The sequence below is a fragment of the Corynebacterium sp. TUM25015 genome, from assembly GCF_056393505.1.
The window spans coordinates 453,781-473,318 of record NZ_CM150783.1; the positions used below are offsets into that span (position 1 = coordinate 453,781).

Sequence of the window (19,538 nt, forward strand, 5' to 3'; positions counted from 1 at the left end):
GGGGCGTGAGGGCGTCGAAGAAAGGCGCCCTAGGCGTGGCCGGTGCGCTCGCGGTGCTTGCAACCGGGCCAGCAGCACGGGCGGCGCTTCCCCTCTTCGAGCTCTTCCCGAGTTCGGCGAATACGCCGGGCTCGGGTTTCGGCTTTCTTAGCGTCCGTGACCCAACAGATAAACTCGTTGCGACCAAGCGGAGTGAGACTTTCCCACAACTCAAGGATGCGAGCATCGGCGCGAAGGGCGGTGCCGAGATCTTCAGGCAGCGCGTGCACTACCCCGCCAGTGATACCTTCCCAGTTGAGCTGGGCGGATGCGGCCATGGTCGCCCCTTTCCTTTTCGTTTTAGAGCTCTGCCGTTTTAGAGCTCTATGAAAGAAAGCTACTGCCCTTCTAGCGGGGCACCAAGCGACGCAATGTCGCTATTTCGGGAATGTCCTAAAGAGAATTATCACCACTTAAACAAAAGCCCAGTTCAGAGTGCTGCAAAAAATTGGGCACCTGCAAACTCAGCGACACATTCCCGTTCTAGCGACATTGAACTGCTTGCGCGCCCCCAAAAGCCACCAAAGCAGGGACACATTCCCGTTCTAGCGACATTCAGGGGGTGGCTTGGAGCCGATTTGAGCAGCCAGCTAGTCGATACTCACGCCCACCCAGATTGGCTCCGGCTCCAGCACTACTCCGAAAGCCTCGTGTACCCCGGCGCGCACAGCCCGAGCCAATTCCACTACATCTTCGCTGGTGGCAGACCCGCGATTAGTCAGGGCAAGGGTGTGCTTAGTGGATAAAGATGCACGGTCATTACCCGGAACATGCCAGCCCTTGGCAAAGCCAGCACGCTCGATCAGCCACGCCGCCGAGAACTTGAACTGCTGCACGCCGCCAGCACCGCTACCCTTCACCGGATACAGCGGCATCGACTCCGCCTCCGCCTCGCCGCATCGCTCACGCACTGCAGCCACCACCGCATCGCGAGCCTCTTCACCAGTGACAATCGGGTTCGTAAAGAACGAACCGGCCGACCACGTATCGTGGTCCGGCGCATCCAGAACCATGCCCTTCCCGGCGCGCAACCCCAGCACAGCCTGTCGCACATCAGCGGCGGGCCGGCGGATCTCCCCGGCAGCAGCCTCATCTGCATCCACCCCCAGGCGCCGAGCCAGCTCGCCGAAACGCAACGGCACACTCAACCCATCGGTGGTCAGCTGGAATTCCACCGCCGTCACCACCGCCCGGGACGTGAACTTCAGGTTCGAGTACCTATATCCCAACTCCAACGCAGCTGGCTCAACCCATTCCAGCTCCCCGCTTGCCCGGTCGAACAACTGCACACGTCGCAGCACCTGAGCCACCTCTGCGCCATAAGCTCCCACATTCTGCACCGGCGTGGCTCCAACGGATCCAGGAATCCCGCTCAGGCATTCCAGTCCGCCGAGCCCAGCTTCAACGGTCGCCGCAACCAGCTGATCCCACTCGATGCCCGCAAACGCGCGCACCACACCGGTTTCGCGGTCAATCACAACCTCTACCTCGGATTTAGCCTCTCCATTGGCCTCGGCACCGGCGCCCTGGTTTTCGACGCCCGCTCCCCCGTCGCCGGCACTCATCAGCACCACGATCAACTGAGATACCTCATCCCCCTCGCCGACCACGAGGTTGGATCCTCCGCCGACGACCAAGAGTGGTTGCTTGTGGGCGTCAAGAAGAAAAACAACCTGGGCAACAGCCTCAGCCGACGAGCACACTACAACTCCGGCGGGCGCGGCGCCGATGCGCAAAGTAGTCATGTCGGCGAAAGAACGGCTGGTGACGTGCACGCCGGGGATGGCTGCGGAGTCGTTTACATTGCCGCGCAACCGCTCCAAAAGGTGCTGCGCGCGTTCTTCGGGCGTGATTTGTGCGAAGTTTGTCGAATCAGTCACACCACTAAAGGTAGTCTGTTGGCATGACTACTCACAGCGAGAACACTGCAACGATTAACTTCCCTATTGAAAAGGTTTACGAGGCACTCTCCTCTGCGAACTACTGGGCCTACGAAGCCGAGAACATTGGCGACGAGCCGGGCGAGGTGAACTCCTTCACCCCGGATCCGATCGAGGTCGTCCTCTACGAGCTGCTGCCGAAGTCCGCGCTGCCGGAGGCCGTGCGCGGCATGGTGTCCCAGGATCTGAAGCTCAAGCGCGTCGTCGAGTTCGGTCCGCTGGCTGACGGCACCACTACCGGCAAGGTCAACGCGGAGGTCAAGGGCGCTCCGGTTTCCTTCTCTGCAGACGTCACCCTGAATGGCAATGGCGACGCTTCCGAGCTGAAGGCCGACTGCGCCGTGGACGTGAAGATCCCTATGATGGGCGCCGTTTTGGAGCCCAAGGTCGCCGAGTGGGTCGAGGAGTTCCTGACCCGCGAAGCTTCTCTGATTCAGAAGTGGATCAGCGACAACGCTTAAGGACCGAACGCCTAAGGTTCGGGGCGTTCGCCTCAAAACCAACTCACTCTAGCTAACCCACCAAAACCGAAAGGCTCGGCTAACCCGCGTGGCTGACCACGCCCACAATCTCAAGGCCCGTTCGTGGAACACGGACGGCCCTGTTGGCGTACCTACCCGTGGCACCACCGGCTACAACCGACTACGCAAATCCGACCGGTGGCTGATAGCGCAGCCGCGAGTGCAAGCCCAACTGCGGAATGCGGTACTCCACGAACACCGCACTCCAGTGGCTGTAGACGTGGGATACGGAGCCTCCCACACCACTACTTGCGAGTGGGCTCGCTGGCTCCGTACGATCGCGCCCACTGTGGACGTTACGGGGTTGGAGATTGAGCCTTCCCGTGTGCTACCGGACCGTGAGGGCGTACATTTTGCCCTCGGGGGGTTCGAGCTGGCGGGGTTACAGGCCGACGTGGTGCGGGCTTTCAATGTGCTGCGGCAGTACGACGTAGACCAAGTCCAGGCTGCGTGGGACGTAATGCGCGCGAATCTGCGCCCCGGTGGGGTGATTATCGAGGGCACATGCGATGAGATCGGTCGTCGCTCATGCTGGGTTCTGCTCGACCAACAGGGGCCACAATCGCTGACCCTTGCTTGGGATCCACAGGACATAGAAACCCCGTCCGACCTTGCCGAACGCCTGCCGAAAGTCCTGATCCACCGGAATACTCCGGGGCATCGCATCTACGACGTCCTGGCCGAGCTCGACCGTTGCTGGGAGCACGCTGCTCCCTTGGCTGTCTTTGGCCCGCGGGTGCGGTGGCGCTCGGCAAAGCGGGAGTTCTTGGACTCTCTTGGCGACGCCTACCTCCCCGCGGCGCGGCTCAACCCGCGCCGCCGCCTGGCGGACAACTCAATAACTCTGCCATGGTCAGTGGTGTGCGAGTCTGTGGATTAATTGTCCGTTCCCTGACAAACACAGACGAAAGCTAAGATACGGGTTGGCACAATTTCGACGATAAGGAACACTGATACGGGTGACTACCCCACAAAACCCTTCACAGAATCCGAATCCGAACTCCGGCAACGGGGATCCAATCCCCAGCGGCGGTTTCGGCGGTTCCCACAATGACGAAAATCAGACGGCCGTCTGGAACAACAATGCGGGTAACGGCATGTCCGGAAACGCACCACAGTACGGCGGGCAACAGACTCGGCAGCCCCAGCAATACGGCGCGCAGCAGAATCAGCAGTATGGTGCCCAGCAGCATGGCGCACAGCCCTGGCAGTCGAACCAGCAGCCGCAATTCGGCCAGCCGGGTCAGGGTATGATCCAGCAGCCGAAGAAGAGGCATCTAGGGTTGAAGATCTTCATCAGCCTCCTCATCGTCATCGTCTTGCTCTTACTGCTCGCCGAGTTCGGTGTGCGGTGGTTCATGAAGGATCAAATTAAAGCCGGTTTCAAGGATCAGATGCAGGAATCCGGCATCTCTACTTCTGAGGATCCCAAGGTATCCTTCGGCACCTCACCCCTCCTATTGGGACTGGTGCAGCAAAAGATCCCTCAGATGACGGTCGACATTCCTTCTACGCTGGATATTTCCTACGAGGGGCAGGATAAATCCAAGCCGATTGTCAAGGGACAGCCTGCGGTGCACATGGAACTGCGAGACATCGAGTTTGACAGTCAGGATGCGAACAAGTCCACAGCAGGCGAGCTCAAGGGTCAAACGACCATCCCCAAGGAAATGCTCCTGGCACAAGCAAATGAGAGCGCCGACGATGACAAGAGCAGTGATCCAATCAGCGGGATGATGCAGCTTACTGACGTCAAGCCGAACCCGGATAAACAAACCCTGACCTTCGAAATCACCGGTGGTTTGGCTACTTTCGAGGTCAAGCCAACTGTCCAGGACGGCAAGATGAAAATGGAGATGGACAGCTTCTCCTTGCTGGGCTTCGAACTCCCGGAGTCTTTCACTAGCCAGCTGGAATCTCAGTTGGAGGATTCCGTCCCAACTGATTTGCAGGGCGGTATGAAGTTCGAGTCCATCAATGTAACCGACGCAGGTATGGAGATTCACCTGTACGGCCAGGACATTAGCCTTAACGAACTGGAATCAGATACCACAACCAACGGCGGAAACAGCGACAGCGGTTCTGGTGATTCCGGCAAGAACACCGATGTCACCCGCCCCTGGAAGAACGACGGCCCGGTAGGTTCCTCCGCCCTGGCGGCCTAACAGCCCTCCAACAGGCCTGGCTAGCTGCCCAGCACTTGCGCGGCAGCGGAAACACCCAGGCGCGTAGCCCCGGCCTCAATCATCGCCACGGCGGCCTTCCAGTCGCGGATACCACCAGAGGCCTTAATGCCCACCAGTCCCGCGGCGATGCGCTCTTCCTCCCCCATGCCGAATGGCGCTAGCTTCCCCAGCTTGCGCAGCTCGTCGGCCATAATGCTCACAGCCTCCACGCTCGCTCCACCAGCAGGGTGGAAACCCGTGGAGGTTTTCACATAATCCGCCCCGGCCTGCACACTCGCGCGCACAGCCGTGCGCAGCTGCTCCTCATCTAGCGCTGCAGACTCCAGGATTACCTTCAGCACCAACGGGTGCGGCACGGCCTCGCGCACGGTGATCAGTTCTCCGAGCAGCGCGTTTTGATCCTTCGCCAGCGCCGCGGCTACGTCGATCACCACGTCAATCTCGTCGGCGCCGCACTGCGCGGCATAACGCGCCTCAGTGGCCTTCACCAAGGAGGCATGCTTGCCGCTGGGGAACCCTGCCACGGTGGCGATGCGCAGCGTGGCGTCATCAACCAAAGAACCCACAGGCAGCATCGAGGGCGAGACGCACACCGCGCCACATCCCAAGTCGCTGGCTTCGCGGATCAAGGTGGCGACATCATCGCGCGAGGCTTCGGGCTTCAACAGAGTCGCATCCAGAATTGCGGCGACGGCCTCACGGCTCGGTTCAGCGCGGTCGAGCGGGCTCACCAGGAACCACCCGCATTATCCAGCACATCGCGGATTGCAGGGCGCACGTCCTGCCAGTAAATACCGACGATGACGGCTGCAATAATCCACAGCAGCTCGATGGAAATGAAGAAGCTAAGGATGGACAGCGCCACCGCAGCGCCCATCAGCATCGACCAGTTCTGCTTCTCGCGATCAATCACCGTAAAGGCATCGTCGCGGGTGCTAAGCAGCTGCGCCAGCCCGATTGCCGCCAGCACGAAAATCGCGACAGTCAGCGCCAGACTAATGCCCGAGTAGGCGTAATAGAACGCCGTGAAAACCGTATTCATGCCCCTCAGCCTAACGCAAAGATCAATTCAGTCAGGGAGTAAATCGCCAGGCCAGCTAATGCGCCCACGATCGTGCCGTTGACGCGAATAAACTGCAGGTCTTTGCCCACCATCAGCTCGATCTTGTCAGAGGCCTCCTGCGCGTCCCAGCGCTCGACCGTCTCGCCAATGATGCCGGTGACCTCGCCTGCGTAATTGTCGGCAAGGTAGCTGGCTGCTCCGACGATGCGGCGTTCTAGCTCTTCGCGGAGCTTCGGTTCTTCTTGGACTCGACGCCCATAGTCCTCCACCCATTGCGCGATCCTGCGACGCAGCAGGGAATCTGGGTCGCGGGACCAGGAGGTAAGTGTCACGCGGGCGGACTCCCACAGGCGGCCGGGCATTGCGGTGACAGGCCCGGAGGTCATTACATCGTTCTTGAACCCCTCAACGCGCGCAATCATCTTTTCGTCGTGTTGCAGGTCTTGGGAGAGTTGGTAAATGAACGAGCGCAGTTGGCGGCGGGCATCGTGGTTCGGGTCGCGGCGGACGTCGCCAGTGAATTCCACCAGTTCACGGTACACGCGGGAGCCGACGAGTTCGCGGACGAAGCGCGGTGCCCAGGTGGGTGTGCGCTCGTCGATGAGCCGCACGACGAAGTCCTCGGAGGTGCGGGCTTTATCGTCCATCCAGACGACGATTGCGTCGACGGCAGGCTCGGTGCGGCCTTCCTCGATGAGTTGCTCCAGGCCGCGGCCCAGGGGCGGGCCCCAGGTGGGTTCGCTGAGCTTGTCGATGACCAGGGCGCGGAGGACTTGCTCTGCTTCTGCGGGATTGATGCCGTTGACTGTGAGGTCGATGATCTTTCCGACTTCCTGGGAGACGCGCTGCGCCCCACCCCCATCGACGACCCAGTTGCTGGCGCGTTGTGGAATGCGTGCCTTGCGAAGCTTGTCGCTGATGAGAGCGGCATTGAGGAAGTTTTCGCCAACGAATTCGCTGAGCGCGTGGCCGACTTGATCCTTCTTGCGCTTGATGATGGCCGTGTGGGGGATGGGGATGTGCAGCGGGTGGCGGAATAGCGCGGTGACGGCGAACCAGTCGGCGAGTGCGCCGACCATACCGGCTTCGCTAGCTGCGCGAACGTAGCCGATCCAGGCACCGGGGTTGCCCTGGTATTCGAGCCAGCGCATGGTGATGTAGATCAGGGTGGCGATGACCAGGAGGCCAGTGGCGATGGTCTTATGCTTTCTCAACTCGGCTCGGCGAGCAGCTTCGGTGGCAGGATCTGGCCCGGGCACTTGGGACAGTGGTGAGTCCAAGTGTGGTGATGCCAGGGCGGCCTGTGGCGATGACGGCCTGGGGGTCTGGGGCGATGTTGGCTGGGCCGCTGGTTGCTGCTGATGCACAGGCTCGGGTCGGCCTGATGCAGTGGAGTTTTCGGAAGCAGTCATTGTTCAATTATGGCACCACTTGGGGCGTCAATATGGGTCCCGTTGGGTTCCAGCGATCACCGCATGTGCTGGTTGCCAGTGCGGGTACACTGCGGCGATGTCGCTAGATCGGGAATGCGTTAAAGACAACCCTTCTCATTTATCCAAAACTCCTGGTCAGAGCGCTGACTATTTTCGGAAGTCGGGTAGCTGGGCGTACACATTCCCGTTCTAACGACATGCCCCCTGCCAACCCACAACCACACTGGGCAAAGCAAAACCGCGCCGCCCAAGAGGAGCGACGCGGTCTACGCAAATGGAGGTGCATGCAAGCACCGGCAGACGGTGCTTAGCGGCGACTAGCCGACGCTAGATGATGCGCCCAGAGCGACTCTTGTACGCGCGGTAGTTCTTGCGACCTGCGCGGATGCACGCAGAACCCGCAACAACAGCAACCACGGACATGACAATGCCGATGATGAGGTACAGCATGCCGTCTTCCTGAGTGCCGGACATGTTGGTAGCCAGACCGAACACGATGGTACCCAGACCCGGCATCAGCAGCAGCCAAAAGCCCATGCCGATCCAAGTAAGGGAGCGCTGCAGGGAAGAGTGCGGCGCATCAAAGCTGGACGGCTGGTAGCCATCAACGTAGTAACGCTCCATGTGCAGGTTCTCACTGAGTGCCATGGTTCTCTCCTACTTTCCTGATACTTATCTTGGAGTTGATCTTAGTCATCCTTGCCGCGGAAAGCGGCACGGGTGCGTTCCTTTGTGATAGCTGCCACAGCCGTCAGCGGGATACCCGCCGGGCAGACGTCAGCGCACTCGCCGTACAGCGAGCAAGGACCGAAGGTTCCCTCGACCTCATCAACCATCTTGCGGGCGCGGAGACCGCGCTCCTCGCGACCCAGCGGAGACAGCGTCAGGTGTACCAGCTTTGCGCCGGTGAACAGGTGAGCCGCACCATTCGGGCACGCTGCAACACAGGCACCACAGCCGATGCAGGCTGCGTGATCCAGAGCCTTCTCAGCGTCAGAGTGGTTAACCATCAGGGAGTCAGCGTCCGGGGCAGTGCCGGCCATGACGGAGACGAAGCCACCCTTTTCCATCACGCGATCCAGTGCGGAGCGGTCGACGACCATGTCCTTGATCACCGGGTATGCGGCAGAGCGCAGCGGCTCCAGCTTGATGGTGTCACCATCGTTGAAGGAGAGCAGGCGCTGCTGGCAAGCAGGCTTGTTCTTGTCCGGGCCGTGGGGGCGGTCGTTGACCATCAGGCCACAGGTACCGCAGATGCCCTCGCGGCAATCCGAGGCGAAAGCGAAGGGCTCCTTGCCCGCCTCAACGTAATTGTTGTTTACGTGGTCAAGCAGCTCCAGGATGGACATCTGCTCGGCAGCGTCATCAACGTCAACAGACTCGAAGTGGCCTTCGGCATTCGGGCCCGCCTGACGCCAGATTTCAAGATGCAGTTTCATTACTTGTAATTCCTTGTCATCAGCGGGATACGGTCGAAGTACAGGGGCTCGGAGTGGCGGATGAACTTGTTCTCGCCATTCGGCTCCCAAGCGGAAACGAAGCACCAGTTGTCATCGTCACGCTCTGCCTCGCCGTCTTCGGACAGGTGGTCATCGCGGTAGTGGGCACCACAGGACTCGTCGCGATCCAGTGCGTCCACGCACATTAGCTCGCCCAGATCCAGGTAGTCGGCAACGCGGGTTGCGTACTCGAGGGTCTGGTTCATCTCCTCGGTACCGCCCGGGATGTGCAGGTTAGCCCAGAAGTCCTTGCGCAGGGCGCGGATCTTCTCGATGCCGTCCTTCATGTCCTTCACGTTGCGGGACACACCACAGGAGAAGTACAGGATCTCGCCAAGCTGGCGGTGGTAGTACTCCGGGCCGTGCGGGTTGTCACCCTTGATGCTGGTCAGACGCTCGATGCGATCCTTTGCACGCTGCAGAGCTTCCTGTGCGGCAGGGGAATCCGCAGCCGGGATCTCCTCGCCGAGGTGCGGCGCCAGGTAGTTCGGGATGGTGAACGGCAGAGTGAACCAGCCCTCCACGGAGGAGGACAGCAGGGAGTTAGCTCCCAGGCGGTTCGCACCGTGGTACATCCAGGAGGACTCACCAGAGCAGAACAGACCGTCGATGGACGTCATTTCGTTAAAGTCGGTCCACAGGCCACCCATGGTGTAGTGGCAGGTCGGGGCAATGCGCATCGGGGTCTCGTAAGCGGACTCGCCGATGGCCTCTTCGTACATCTGGATCAGGTTGGAGTAACGCTCACGAATGGTGTCCTTGCCCAGGCGCTGGATAGCGTCGCCCAGATCCAGGTACACGGAGTTATTCATCGGCCCCACGCCGTAGCCAGCGTTGATCTGCTGAGCGTTAGCACGGGAAGCGATGTCACGCGGAACCAGGTTGCCGAAGGCCGGGTAGCGGCGCTCCAAGAAGTAATCGCGCTCATCTTCCGGAATATCGTTCGGCTTGCGGTCGTCGCCCTTCTTCTTCGGGGTCCAGATGCGGCCGTCGTTACGCAGCGACTCGGACATCAGGATCGTCTTGGACTGCCAGGTGGAGTTCACCGGCAGGCCCGTCGGGTGGAACTGGACGAAGGACGGGGACGCCATGTAGGCACCCAGCTCGTAGGCGCGCATGATAGCCGAGGCGTTGGAGTTCTTGGCCAGCGTGGACATGTGGTACACGTTGCCGTAACCGCCAGTAGCCAGCACGGTTGCGTGGCCGGTGTGAGCCTTCAGCTCGCCGGTCAGCAGGTTGCGCATGATAACGCCCTCACAACGGCCATCCTTGACGATCAGGTCAACGAGGTCGTTGTGGGTGAAGATCTCCACGTGGCCGGCACCGATCTGGCGGTACAGCGCAGAAGTGGTAGCCAGCTGCAGCTGCTGACCTGTTTGACCACGGGTGTAGTAGGTGCGGGAAACCTGCACACCACCGAAGGAACGGGTGGCCAGGGTGCCGCCGTACTCGCGGGAGAACGGAGCGCCCACGGCGTTCATGTGGTCGATAACCTTCGGGGACTCCATGGCCAGACGCCAGCAATCGTTCTCGCGGCAACGGTAGTCGCCACCCTTGACGGTGTCCTTCGCGTGCAGGTAGGTGGAGTCGTTATCCAGCTTCTTACCGCGGGAGGAGTTCACACCGCCCTGCGCGGCAATGGAGTGCGCGCGACGCGGGGAGTCGTGGTAGGTAAACACCTTCACGTCGTAGCCTAGCTCGCCCAGTGCGGCAGCTGCAGCGCCACCGGCCAGGCCAGTGCCGACGATGAGAATGCGGAACTTGTTGCGGTTCAGCGGGGACACCATGCCGAAGTGTTCCTTGGCGTACTGCCACTGCTTATCCTGGCTGACCGCGTGCGGTGCGTTATCCTTCAGCACCTTGCCGACGGTCACACCCTCCACGACAGATTCCGGTGCGGTGAAAGCCGCTACGGCCTTGTCGTAGTCGAAGTCCGCGGTCTGATTGTGCGGGTGGTTAGTTACTTCGCTCATTTAACTCTCTTCTCCTTGAAATCAGACTCGCCGTTATTGTCCAACCGGGACGAACGAGGCCTGATCAACCAACCCAAACATCACAGCCAGCGGGATGGAGATGTTGCCGATCATCACGATCGCGGGCAGCAGGTAAGCGATCCACAGCATGACCTTGCGGGTGCGGTGGCCAGTGATGCCCAGGTCCGAGGTAGCAGTCCAGATGCCGTGGGACAGGTGCATAAACAGGATCAGCATCGCCAGGATGTAGAAGATAGCCACAGCCGGGCGATCGAAGGATGCAACCAGGTTCTGGAACGCGGCGTGTGCACCGTCAACCGGACCCTGGAAGTCCTCAGAAGCGACCGGCTTCACGCCCATCGTCAGATCCAGGATGTGGAAGATAATGAACAGCAGCAGCACGATACCGGTAACGATCATGCTGCGTGCGGTGAACGTGTTCCAGCTGCTGACCATTCCCTTGCGGCGGTAGCGGCCACGGGACTGGTGTCCACGGCTGGTCAGCGCGAAAGCACACCAAACGTGCAGGATCAGGGAAACCAGCAGCACGATACGAGCAACCCACAGGAAGGACTCGTGCGGCAGCAGCGGGTAACCAAATTCACGCAGGAAGTCGGCGTAGGTATTGAAGGATTCGGCCCCCATGTAAACCTTCAGGTTTCCAACCATGTGAACCAGGACGAACAGCGCGAAGATGATGCCCGTGATGGCCATCGTCAGCTTCATCGCCCACGAAGGGAAGCCTGGCTTCTCGCGCAGGCTCGAAGTTCTCAGTTTTCCGTGAGCGATTGCCTCACGGTCGTCATATTTAACAGTCATGGCACCTCCAGTGTCATAGACACTGTAAATCTTGCGACCCCCCTCGGACTACTTGTGTACCTGCAGATTCACCCACTTACACCCCGTTATGGGGTATGACATTTTCGCAATATAAGCCTTGCAAAAATACGACTAACGGTACATCCGTACTGTTAAGTTCGTTATGAGAGGTGGTCATAGCGTTGCGTCACACTGGTCACACGACTTTCGTGCCACTCTTGACTATTTTTATTAATGACGCCACACTCCCACCCCTTAGGCTGCTCCCCCACTAAACAAGCAACTCGGAATACGTATCCCCGGGGACGGTAGGCGTCAATAAATATATATTTTTATAAGTTTACCCGGTGGTCCGGAGTGCCGGCTGGAAAGTCACTATCGGCGCGATGTTCACTGAGCAACGTCTGCCCCTTAACAATGACGGGCTCATGACCGACAACAACTTCCTCACCCATGACCCAAATCGGACCAACCTTGTGGTCGCCTTCCTCAACTACCAGCTCCACTTCACCGGGGCGGACTTCTACACGCAGACGCTCGCCATGCAGGGTGATGTGGTAAGTCAAAGATTCCCACTCATCCGGCAGGCGCGGATCAATCGTGTACTGCCCATAGAAATCACGGAAACCGCCGAAACCATGGGTCAGCGCCGTCCACGCGCCACCACACGAGGCGATGTGGACACCGTCCGAGGCATTGTGGTGCAAGTCACCCATATCCACGAATAGACCGCGGTAGAAAAACTCCTCTGCTTTTTCTTTGTAACCCAGCTCTGCAGCGATGATGGATTGCACGACCGCAGAAAGGGTGGAATCACCCGTGGTCAGAATGTCGTAGTAGTCGTAGTCCGCACGCTTAACCTCTGTGGAGAAACGCTGCCCCTGTAGGAATAGCGCCAGCACCACGTCGGCCTGCTTCAGAATCTGATAGCGGTAGATCGTCAACGGGTGATAGTGCAGCAGCAGCGGCCGCTTTGGCCCCACTTCCGGATCATCGAGATCCCAAATGCGGCGATGCAGGAACTGATCGTCCTGGGGGTTAACCTGCAACTCCTCGTTGAAAGGGATGTACATGCAATCAGCGGCCTTGCGCCACAAATCCACCTCGGCAACCGTGATGTTCTTCAGATGCTGTAGGTTGCGATATTCCTCCGGTCGCTCTTCCCTCATCTGGCGCACCACTGCCGCCGCAACTTCCAGGTTGTACTGAGCCATCACGTTTGTGTACAGGTTGTTGTTCACCACGGTGGTGTACTCGTCCGGGCCGGTCACGGAGTGGATCTCGAACTTGTCCTGTTGGCTGTTGAAGAAGCCAATGGACATCCAGAAGCGAGCGGTTTCCACCAGCAGGCTGATCCCCTGCTGCAGCAAAAATTCCGTATCGCCGGTGGCATAGACGTATTTCATAAGGGAAAACGCAATGTCAGCATCGATGTGATACTGCGCGGTTCCCGCAGCGTAGTAAGCCGAGGACTCCTGGCCATTGATGGTTCGCCAGGGGAAAAGCGCGCCATCGTGCGAGAGCTCCAGCGCACGCTGTTTGGCGGCAGGCAGCATGTCATAGCGGAAGCGCAGGGCATTTCGAGCCAGGTTGGGGTTGGTGTAGCACAGGAACGGCATGACGTAGATTTCCGTATCCCAAAAGTAGTGTCCGCCGTAGCCGGAGCCGGTCATGCCCTTCGCCGGGATTCCGTTGGTTTCCGCGCGCGCAGAGGCCTGGATCAGTTGGAAGATATTCCAACGCACTGCCTGCTGCAGAGCAGGCTGCCCCTCAATGCGCACATCAGAGCGTTCCCAGAAGCGAGCAAGCCATTCGGCTTGGTTATCCATCAAGTTGCTAAAGCCCACCGATTTCGCACGGTTGATCGTACGCGCGCAGCGGAACGCGAGCTCCTGCGGGGCGACGTGGCGGGAAGAGTGATACGCCGTGTACTTCTCCAGGCGCATCTTCATGCCTTTCCTGCCGTTGAGGTGGTACGTTACGCGCGCAACGTCCTCTTCCACCTCCGTGGAAACCTCCACGCCGGTATCCATGCCCACGTCTGCATCATCTACAGGGTTATCGACTTCCAGAATGTGGTCCATGGACACGGTGACGGTCATGCCCGAGTGGTTGATCTGGTAACCCAACGTCGCGCGTTCCGGCTCTGTACTGGACTGGTACTTGGGGATGAAGACGCGATCCTGGAACTGCTCGCCCTTGCGCGGATCAAAGCCTTCTTCGCCCGCTACGCGGGCATTATTATCCGGGAACTCCCCCTGCCCATCCTCACGGTTCAGCAGCTGAGAGGAAACCACCACTGCGGCCGGTGCATCCAGCAGCTCGACTTCCAAGGACTGCAAAGCCAGGTGGCGCTCTTGGAAGCTCACCATGCGCTCGGAGGTCACGCGCACATGCTTGCCACCTGGAGTGCGCCAGACCAAGCTGCGGCGCAACACACCTTCGCGGAAGTCCAGGCTGCGGTTGTATTCCATAACCTCCGCGTTGCCCAGGCGCAGCGGCTCGTCATCGATATACAGGCGCATGGCTTTGGCATCCGGCACAGAAACGATGCTCTGGCCTGTACGCGCCAAACCGTAGGCATCCTCGGCATGCTCAATATCCCAGGTCTCATGCACACCGTTGATGAAGGTGCCGTGAGTCTTGGAATCGCGCCCTTCCTCCGGGTTTCCGCGCAATCCCAGGTAGCCATTGGATAGCGCAAAGAGGGTCTCGGCAACACCCAAATCCATGAAGTTGGGGCGCGTCTCGACCAGCGCCCACTCGTCGACCGGGTTGTTATCCCGATCCACTGCCTCCAGCGGGTTCACAGCACTGTGCTTCATGTCTGCGCGGAATCCCTCCGCACGCAGGTCGCCGTCGTCGATAGGGCGCTTAAAGCCGGTCTCTGCGCCTTCGCGCCGAGTGGCAAGGTAATCCTTTAGACGCTGGTCAGCAGGGGTGCGCTTGGTCTTTCTTTGGGCGTTGATTCCCATGTTGTTCTGCGATTCTCCGAGTCGTTAATTAAAAATTCTTTGGTTAAAGCGTCTCTTTGGCGCGATCTATCCCAGCAGATCCGCTAGATCGTCAACCACGATATCCGCACCGTGGTCACGCAGCGCCTCTGCACCAGCTCCGCGATCCACGCCAATGACCAACCCGAACTGTCCCGCTTTTCCACTGGCCACACCACTGGTGGCATCTTCTACCACCACTGCATTCGAAGCGCTCGCACCGAGCTGCTGCGCACCGTACAGGTACGTGTCTGGTGCGGGCTTACCTGGTAGCTCTTTTTCTGACGCCACCACGCCATCCACTACCACCTCAAACCGATCGAGCAGCCCCGCTGCTTGCAGCACCGGACGCGCGTTCTTGGAGGAGGAAACAATAGCGATCTTTGGGGTCTTCTCCCCTGCTGTAGCGCGTTCCTGGATAGCATCGAGCAGTCGCACGGAGCCCTGGTAGGGCTGTACGCCTTCTTCCACCAGTTTCAGAAAGTCCTCGTTCTTCCGCGCACCCAAGCCGTGGATCGTATCCTCCTCCGCATTGTCTTCCGGGGTACCCGCCGGAAGCTCGATGTCTCTGCTGGCCAGAAGTGCGGCTACGCCCTCGTCGCGGCGGCGTCCATCCAGGTAGTCGAAGTAATCCTGTTCGGTATATGGCCGCGCGCCTTTGGATTCCAAGAACGCGGTGAACATCCGTGCCCACGCCTGGCGGTGGAGCTCGGCGGTGGGGGTGATCACGCCGTCGAGGTCGAAAAGTACGGCGTCAAAATCAAAAAGAGAGCGGTCGAGTGAACTCCCAAAGGTGGTGACAGACAAGTCGGAGGCTCCTTCCGGGGCGCCTTGTTGTGCGTGCTTGTTGATGTCTATTTTTCGTGCGTCCACCAGTCTAGCCAGGGGATCGGACACCTGTCCGGGCAAGGAAAACCGCCGGGTGAGGCGGGCTCACACCGGCGGTTAGATCCGTATCGCTTTAGGCGATGCCGTTCTTTTCCTTGAACTCCAGGCGACGGGCGTGCAGAATCGGCTCAGTATAACCAGCCGGCTGCTCCAGCCCCTTAAACACCAAATCCTTCGCAGCCTGGAAAGCCACCGACTCATCAAAGTTCGGAGCCATGTTGCGGTAGTTCGCATCACCAGCGTTCTGCTCATCCACCTTCGCAGCCATACGCTGCAAAGACTCCAGAACCTGCTCCTCGGTCACCACGCCGTGCTTCAACCAGTTAGCCAAGTGCTGGGAGTTAATACGGCAGGTAGCGCGATCCTCCATCAAGTCAATGTCGTGGATATCCGGGATCTTAGAGCAACCAACACCCTGCTCCACCCAGCGAACCACATAACCCAGAATGGACTGGGAGTTGTTATCGATCTCCTCGGCGATCTCCTCCGCAGACCAGTCAGCGGACTCCGCCACCGGAATGGTCAGGATGTCACCCAGCGTCTCACGACGACCCTCGGTACGCAGCTTGTCCTGCACCTCGAAAACATCCACCTCGTGGTAGTGGGTTGCGTGAAGTGTTGCACCCGTCGGGGACGGAACCCATGCAGTAGACGCGCCCTCCTTCGGCTGGCCAATCTTCTGCGCCAGCATGTCAGCCATCAACTCGGTCTTAGCCCACATGCCCTTACCGATCTGTGCCTTACCCGGCAGGCCATGAGCCAGACCAGCATCAACGTTATTGTCCTCGTATGCCAGCTTCCACGGTGCGGTCTGCAGATCTGCCTTACGCACCATCGGACCAGCCAGCATAGAGGTGTGGATCTCATCACCAGTGCGGTCCAGGAAACCGGTGTTGATGAACGCCAGGCGCTCCTTAACCTGCGCAATGCAGGCATCCAAGTTGGCAGTGGTACGACGCTCCTCATCCATCACACCAACCTTCAGGGTGAAACGCTCCAGACCCAGCAGATCCTCCACCGCACCGAACAGATCATTGGTGAACGCAACCTCCTCCGGGCCGTGCTGCTTCGGCTTCACAATGTAGATCGAACCGTTGCGGGAGTTACGACGCGGGTTGTTCTCATCCAGACCCGGGATCGCAGCAGCCGAAGTAATAACGGCATCCATGATGCCCTCAAAGATCTCCTCACCGTTCTGATCCAGGATCGCCGGATTCTGCATCAGGTGACCAACATTACGCACGAACAGCAGGGAACGGCCGTGCAGACGCAGCTCCTCACCATCGCGGGAGGTAAACACGCGATCCTCGTTCAGCTTACGGGTGAAGGTCTTGCCGCCCTTCTGAACCTCCTCGGTCAGGTTGCCGGTGTTCAGGCCCAGCCAGTTGCGGTAACCCAGGGTCTTGTCGGTTGCGTCGACAGCGGCGACGGAGTCCTCGAAGTCCATGATGGTGGAGATTGCGGACTCGAGGTTCAGGTCCTTGACGCCAGCCTTGTCGGTCTTGCCGATCGGGGATTCCGGGTCGATCTGAATGTCGATGTACAACCCATTGTTGTACAGCAGAATGTCGGTCGGGTTAGCCTTGTCGCCGGCGTAACCTGCGTATACCTCTGGCTCGCGCAGGTGAACGTCATTGCCGTCGATGGTGGCGGTGAACTGGCCGGACTCAACCGCGTACTTGGTGACGTCCTTGTGAGAGCCAGATTCCAGCGGTACAACGCGGTCCAGGAACTCGCGACCCCACTCGATGACCTTGTCACCGCGAACCTTGTTGTAGCCGGTGCCCTTTTCCTGGCCGTTGTCCTCGGAGATAGCGTCGGTGCCGTAGAGGGCGTCGTACAGGGAACCCCAGCGGGCGTTCGCCGCGTTCAGCGCGAAGCGGGCGTTCAGGATCGGCACAACCAGCTGCGGACCGCCGGTGGTTCCAACCTCCGGGTCAATGTTCTGGGTCTTAATCTCGAACTCGCCCGGCTCGTCAACCAGGTAGCCGATCTCCTTCAGGAACGCGGTGTACTCCTCCGGGTTCTGTGCACCCTTGTGGTCGGCGTACCAGGCATCCATCTTCTCCTGCAGCTCGTCGCGAGTGTTCAGCAGCTCGCGGTTACGCGGGGTGTACTCCTCGACGATCTTGCCGAAGCCATCCCAGAACTTCTCCTGCTCCTCGGCGGAATCCTTGCCAATGACAGGAAGTACCTCGGTGTTCACGAAGTCGTAAAGGGTCTTGGCAACCTGAAGGCCGCCGGCGGTTACACGCTCGGTCTGGGTCATGGTGACTCCTCACTTATTGGTCGATCTACCTATTCAAAGGTCTCTACTCACAAAGACTAGGTGACTTCCCTCACCATGGGCACGAAGTTGGTTATAGATCGCACTTTTCTCACCCCCACAGACGGGGACTTTCGGGCATGACTATTTCTCTTTTTCTTTTTGACGCCGCGTCTCATCCCGTGGCGCACCACACCTATAAGTCCAGCAAGAGAGCCAGATCACGTTCTAACCCTGGGGCGTCATTAAGAAACAGTAGGGAGAAAAACTTCACAAAATTAACAAAAAGAGTGACCACCCCCACACATAAATATCCGCCTGACCGGCATTGACGCGGTTATTTGGGTTGGTACTCTCATAGGCAGAGACACGAAACGCAGACTTCACCTAACGGTGACGTTAGGCCTCCGAGTGTGCGAATCGCTGTCCCCCCGCCAGGAACCCCCGGGCAGGGACCAAGACATAACTCTCCCCTTAATTAGTAAGGAAGTGACCCCTACATGTCGAACGTCGGCAAGGCACGTACCGCTGAAGAAATCCAGAAGGACTGGGACGAGAACCCCCGTTGGGCTAACGTCGAGCGCGATTACACCGCAGAGCAGGTCGCTGAGCTGCAGGGCACCGTTGTTGAAGAGCACACCCTGGCACGCCGCGGCGCTGAGATCCTGTGGGAAGCAGTCAACAAGGATGACGATTCCTACATCAACGCTCTGGGCGCACTGACCGGTAACCAGGCTGTTCAGCAGGTCCGCGCAGGCCTGAAGGCTGTTTACCTGTCCGGTTGGCAGGTCGCTGGTGACGCCAACCTGTCCGGCCACACCTACCCCGACCAGTCCCTGTACCCGGCTAACTCCGTTCCGTCTGTTGTTCAGCGCATCAACAACGCGCTGTCCCGCGCTGACGAGATCGCTCGCGTTGAGGGCGACACCTCCGTTGACAACTGGCTGGTTCCGATCGTTGCTGACGGCGAAGCTGGCTTCGGTGGCGCACTGAACGTTTACGAGCTGCAGAAGGCCATGATCAAGGCCGGCGCTGCAGGTACCCACTGGGAGGACCAGCTGGCCTCCGAGAAGAAGTGTGGCCACCTGGGCGGCAAGGTTCTGATCCCGACCCAGCAGCACATCCGTACCCTGAACTCCGCACGTCTAGCAGCTGACGTTGCCAACACCCCGACCCTGGTTGTTGCTCGTACCGACGCTGAGGCCGCTACCCTGCTGACCTCCGACGTTGACGATCGCGACAAGCCGTTCCTGACCGGCGGCCGCACCGCTGAGGGCTTCTACAACGTCCAGAACGGCATCGAGCCTTGCATCGCTCGTGCGAAGGCATACGCTCCGTACGCCGACCTGATCTGGATGGAGACCGGCACCCCGGACCTGGAGCTGGCTAAGAAGTTCGCTGAGGCCGTTCGCTCCGAGTTCCCGGATCAGCTGCTGGCTTACAACTGCTCCCCGTCCTTCAACTGGTCTGCACACCTGGACGACGACACCATCGCCAAGTTCCAGAACGAGCTGGGCGCAATGGGCTTCAAGTTCCAGTTCATCACCCTGGCTGGCTTCCACGCTCTGAACCACTCCATGTTCGACCTGGCTTACGGCTACGCCCGCAACCAGATGTCCGCTTTCGTGGAGCTGCAGAACCGCGAGTTCGCTTCCGCCAAGGAGCGCGGCTTCACCGCTGTGAAGCACCAGCGCGAGGTCGGTGCAGGCTACTTCGACAAGATTGCCACCACCGTCGACCCGAACTCCTCCACCACCGCCCTGAAGGGCTCCACCGAGGAGGGCCAGTTCCACTAAGCCGCTTGCTCTCCAAGCGCTAGGAACTAGCTGCGCGGGCTTCTAGGCCTGTGACATGCTCAAACCCCGGTCAGCACGCAAGTGCTGGCCGGGGTTTCTCTTTCGGTTTGAACTCGCATACT

At 59.5% G+C, this 19,538-nt stretch carries 16 protein-coding genes; 4 read left to right on the top strand and 12 right to left on the bottom strand.

Going from position 1 to position 19,538, the window contains the following annotated elements; genetic code table 11:
• Positions 1-29: 29 nt before the first annotated feature.
• Together AC06DS_RS02130 and AC06DS_RS02135 are read right to left on the bottom strand one after the other, a co-directional pair.
• The gene (locus AC06DS_RS02130; RefSeq protein ID WP_477100868.1) at positions 30-317 is read right to left on the bottom strand and encodes a YdeI/OmpD-associated family protein; all 288 of its coding nucleotides are present in this window, start codon (positions 315-317) and stop codon (positions 30-32) included.
• 312 nt (positions 318-629) lie between these two features.
• Positions 630-1,919 (bottom strand): UDP-N-acetylmuramate dehydrogenase, encoded by a 1,290-nt coding sequence (locus tag AC06DS_RS02135; protein ID WP_477100869.1) that lies wholly within the window; start codon positions 1,917-1,919, stop codon positions 630-632.
• A 23-nt stretch (positions 1,920-1,942) separates the two neighbouring features.
• Here AC06DS_RS02135 and AC06DS_RS02140 point away from each other — a divergent pair, with 23 nt between their 5' ends.
• The 3 genes from AC06DS_RS02140 (at position 1,943) to AC06DS_RS02150 (ending at position 4,665) form a co-directional block, all read left to right on the top strand.
• Positions 1,943-2,440, top strand: a complete 498-nt coding sequence (locus AC06DS_RS02140) for a DUF2505 domain-containing protein (RefSeq protein ID WP_448307792.1) — start codon at positions 1,943-1,945, stop codon at positions 2,438-2,440.
• 88 nt (positions 2,441-2,528) lie between these two features.
• Complete coding sequence (locus AC06DS_RS02145) at positions 2,529-3,380, top strand: class I SAM-dependent methyltransferase (protein ID WP_448307791.1); 852 nt, start codon at positions 2,529-2,531, stop codon at positions 3,378-3,380.
• A 79-nt stretch (positions 3,381-3,459) separates the two neighbouring features.
• The gene (locus AC06DS_RS02150; protein WP_477100870.1) at positions 3,460-4,665 is read left to right on the top strand and encodes an LmeA family phospholipid-binding protein; all 1,206 of its coding nucleotides are present in this window, start codon (positions 3,460-3,462) and stop codon (positions 4,663-4,665) included.
• Positions 4,666-4,685: 20 nt separating this feature from the next.
• On the opposite strand, the gene deoC is transcribed toward AC06DS_RS02150, so the two are convergent.
• The 10 genes from deoC to AC06DS_RS02200 all read right to left on the bottom strand — a co-directional run bounded on the left by deoC (position 4,686) and on the right by AC06DS_RS02200 (position 17,623).
• Positions 4,686-5,417 carry a deoxyribose-phosphate aldolase gene (deoC, locus tag AC06DS_RS02155; protein ID WP_476728025.1) on the bottom strand — a complete coding sequence of 244 codons (732 nt, stop codon included), beginning with the start codon at positions 5,415-5,417 and terminating at the stop codon, positions 4,686-4,688.
• Entirely contained in the window at positions 5,414-5,728 is a 315-nt protein-coding gene (locus AC06DS_RS02160; RefSeq protein WP_476728026.1) for a DUF2516 family protein, read from the bottom strand. The genes deoC and AC06DS_RS02160 overlap by 4 nt, the downstream gene beginning before the upstream one ends.
• A 5-nt stretch (positions 5,729-5,733) precedes the next feature.
• Positions 5,734-7,161 (bottom strand): DUF445 domain-containing protein, encoded by a 1,428-nt coding sequence (locus AC06DS_RS02165; RefSeq protein WP_477100871.1) that lies wholly within the window; start codon positions 7,159-7,161, stop codon positions 5,734-5,736.
• A 348-nt stretch (positions 7,162-7,509) separates the two neighbouring features.
• Entirely contained in the window at positions 7,510-7,830 is a 321-nt protein-coding gene (locus AC06DS_RS02170; protein ID WP_293790837.1) for a hypothetical protein, read from the bottom strand.
• 41 nt (positions 7,831-7,871) lie between these two features.
• Positions 7,872-8,621: a succinate dehydrogenase/fumarate reductase iron-sulfur subunit gene (locus AC06DS_RS02175; protein ID WP_293790838.1), complete on the bottom strand. Its 750-nt coding sequence runs from the start codon at positions 8,619-8,621 to the stop codon at positions 7,872-7,874.
• Positions 8,621-10,654: a fumarate reductase/succinate dehydrogenase flavoprotein subunit gene (locus tag AC06DS_RS02180; protein ID WP_477100872.1), complete on the bottom strand. Its 2,034-nt coding sequence runs from the start codon at positions 10,652-10,654 to the stop codon at positions 8,621-8,623. The genes AC06DS_RS02175 and AC06DS_RS02180 overlap by 1 nt, the downstream gene beginning before the upstream one ends.
• Positions 10,655-10,687: 33 nt before the next feature.
• Positions 10,688-11,473, bottom strand: a complete 786-nt coding sequence (locus AC06DS_RS02185) for a succinate dehydrogenase cytochrome b subunit (protein WP_293790840.1) — start codon at positions 11,471-11,473, stop codon at positions 10,688-10,690.
• 332 nt (positions 11,474-11,805) lie between these two features.
• On the bottom strand, positions 11,806-14,448 hold the full coding sequence (locus AC06DS_RS02190) for a glycoside hydrolase family 65 protein (protein WP_477100873.1): 2,643 nt from the start codon (positions 14,446-14,448) through the stop codon (positions 11,806-11,808).
• Between the two features lie 66 nt (positions 14,449-14,514).
• A complete protein-coding gene (locus AC06DS_RS02195; RefSeq protein WP_477100874.1) occupies positions 14,515-15,273 on the bottom strand; it encodes an HAD family hydrolase in 759 nt (252 codons plus the stop codon).
• 154 nt (positions 15,274-15,427) lie between these two features.
• The gene (locus tag AC06DS_RS02200) at positions 15,428-17,623 is read right to left on the bottom strand and encodes a malate synthase G (RefSeq protein ID WP_477100875.1); all 2,196 of its coding nucleotides are present in this window, start codon (positions 17,621-17,623) and stop codon (positions 15,428-15,430) included.
• A 497-nt stretch (positions 17,624-18,120) separates the two neighbouring features.
• Between AC06DS_RS02200 and aceA the strand changes: the two genes are divergently transcribed.
• Complete coding sequence (gene aceA, locus AC06DS_RS02205) at positions 18,121-19,416, top strand: isocitrate lyase (protein ID WP_043012375.1); 1,296 nt, start codon at positions 18,121-18,123, stop codon at positions 19,414-19,416.
• Positions 19,417-19,538 lie beyond the last annotated feature (122 nt).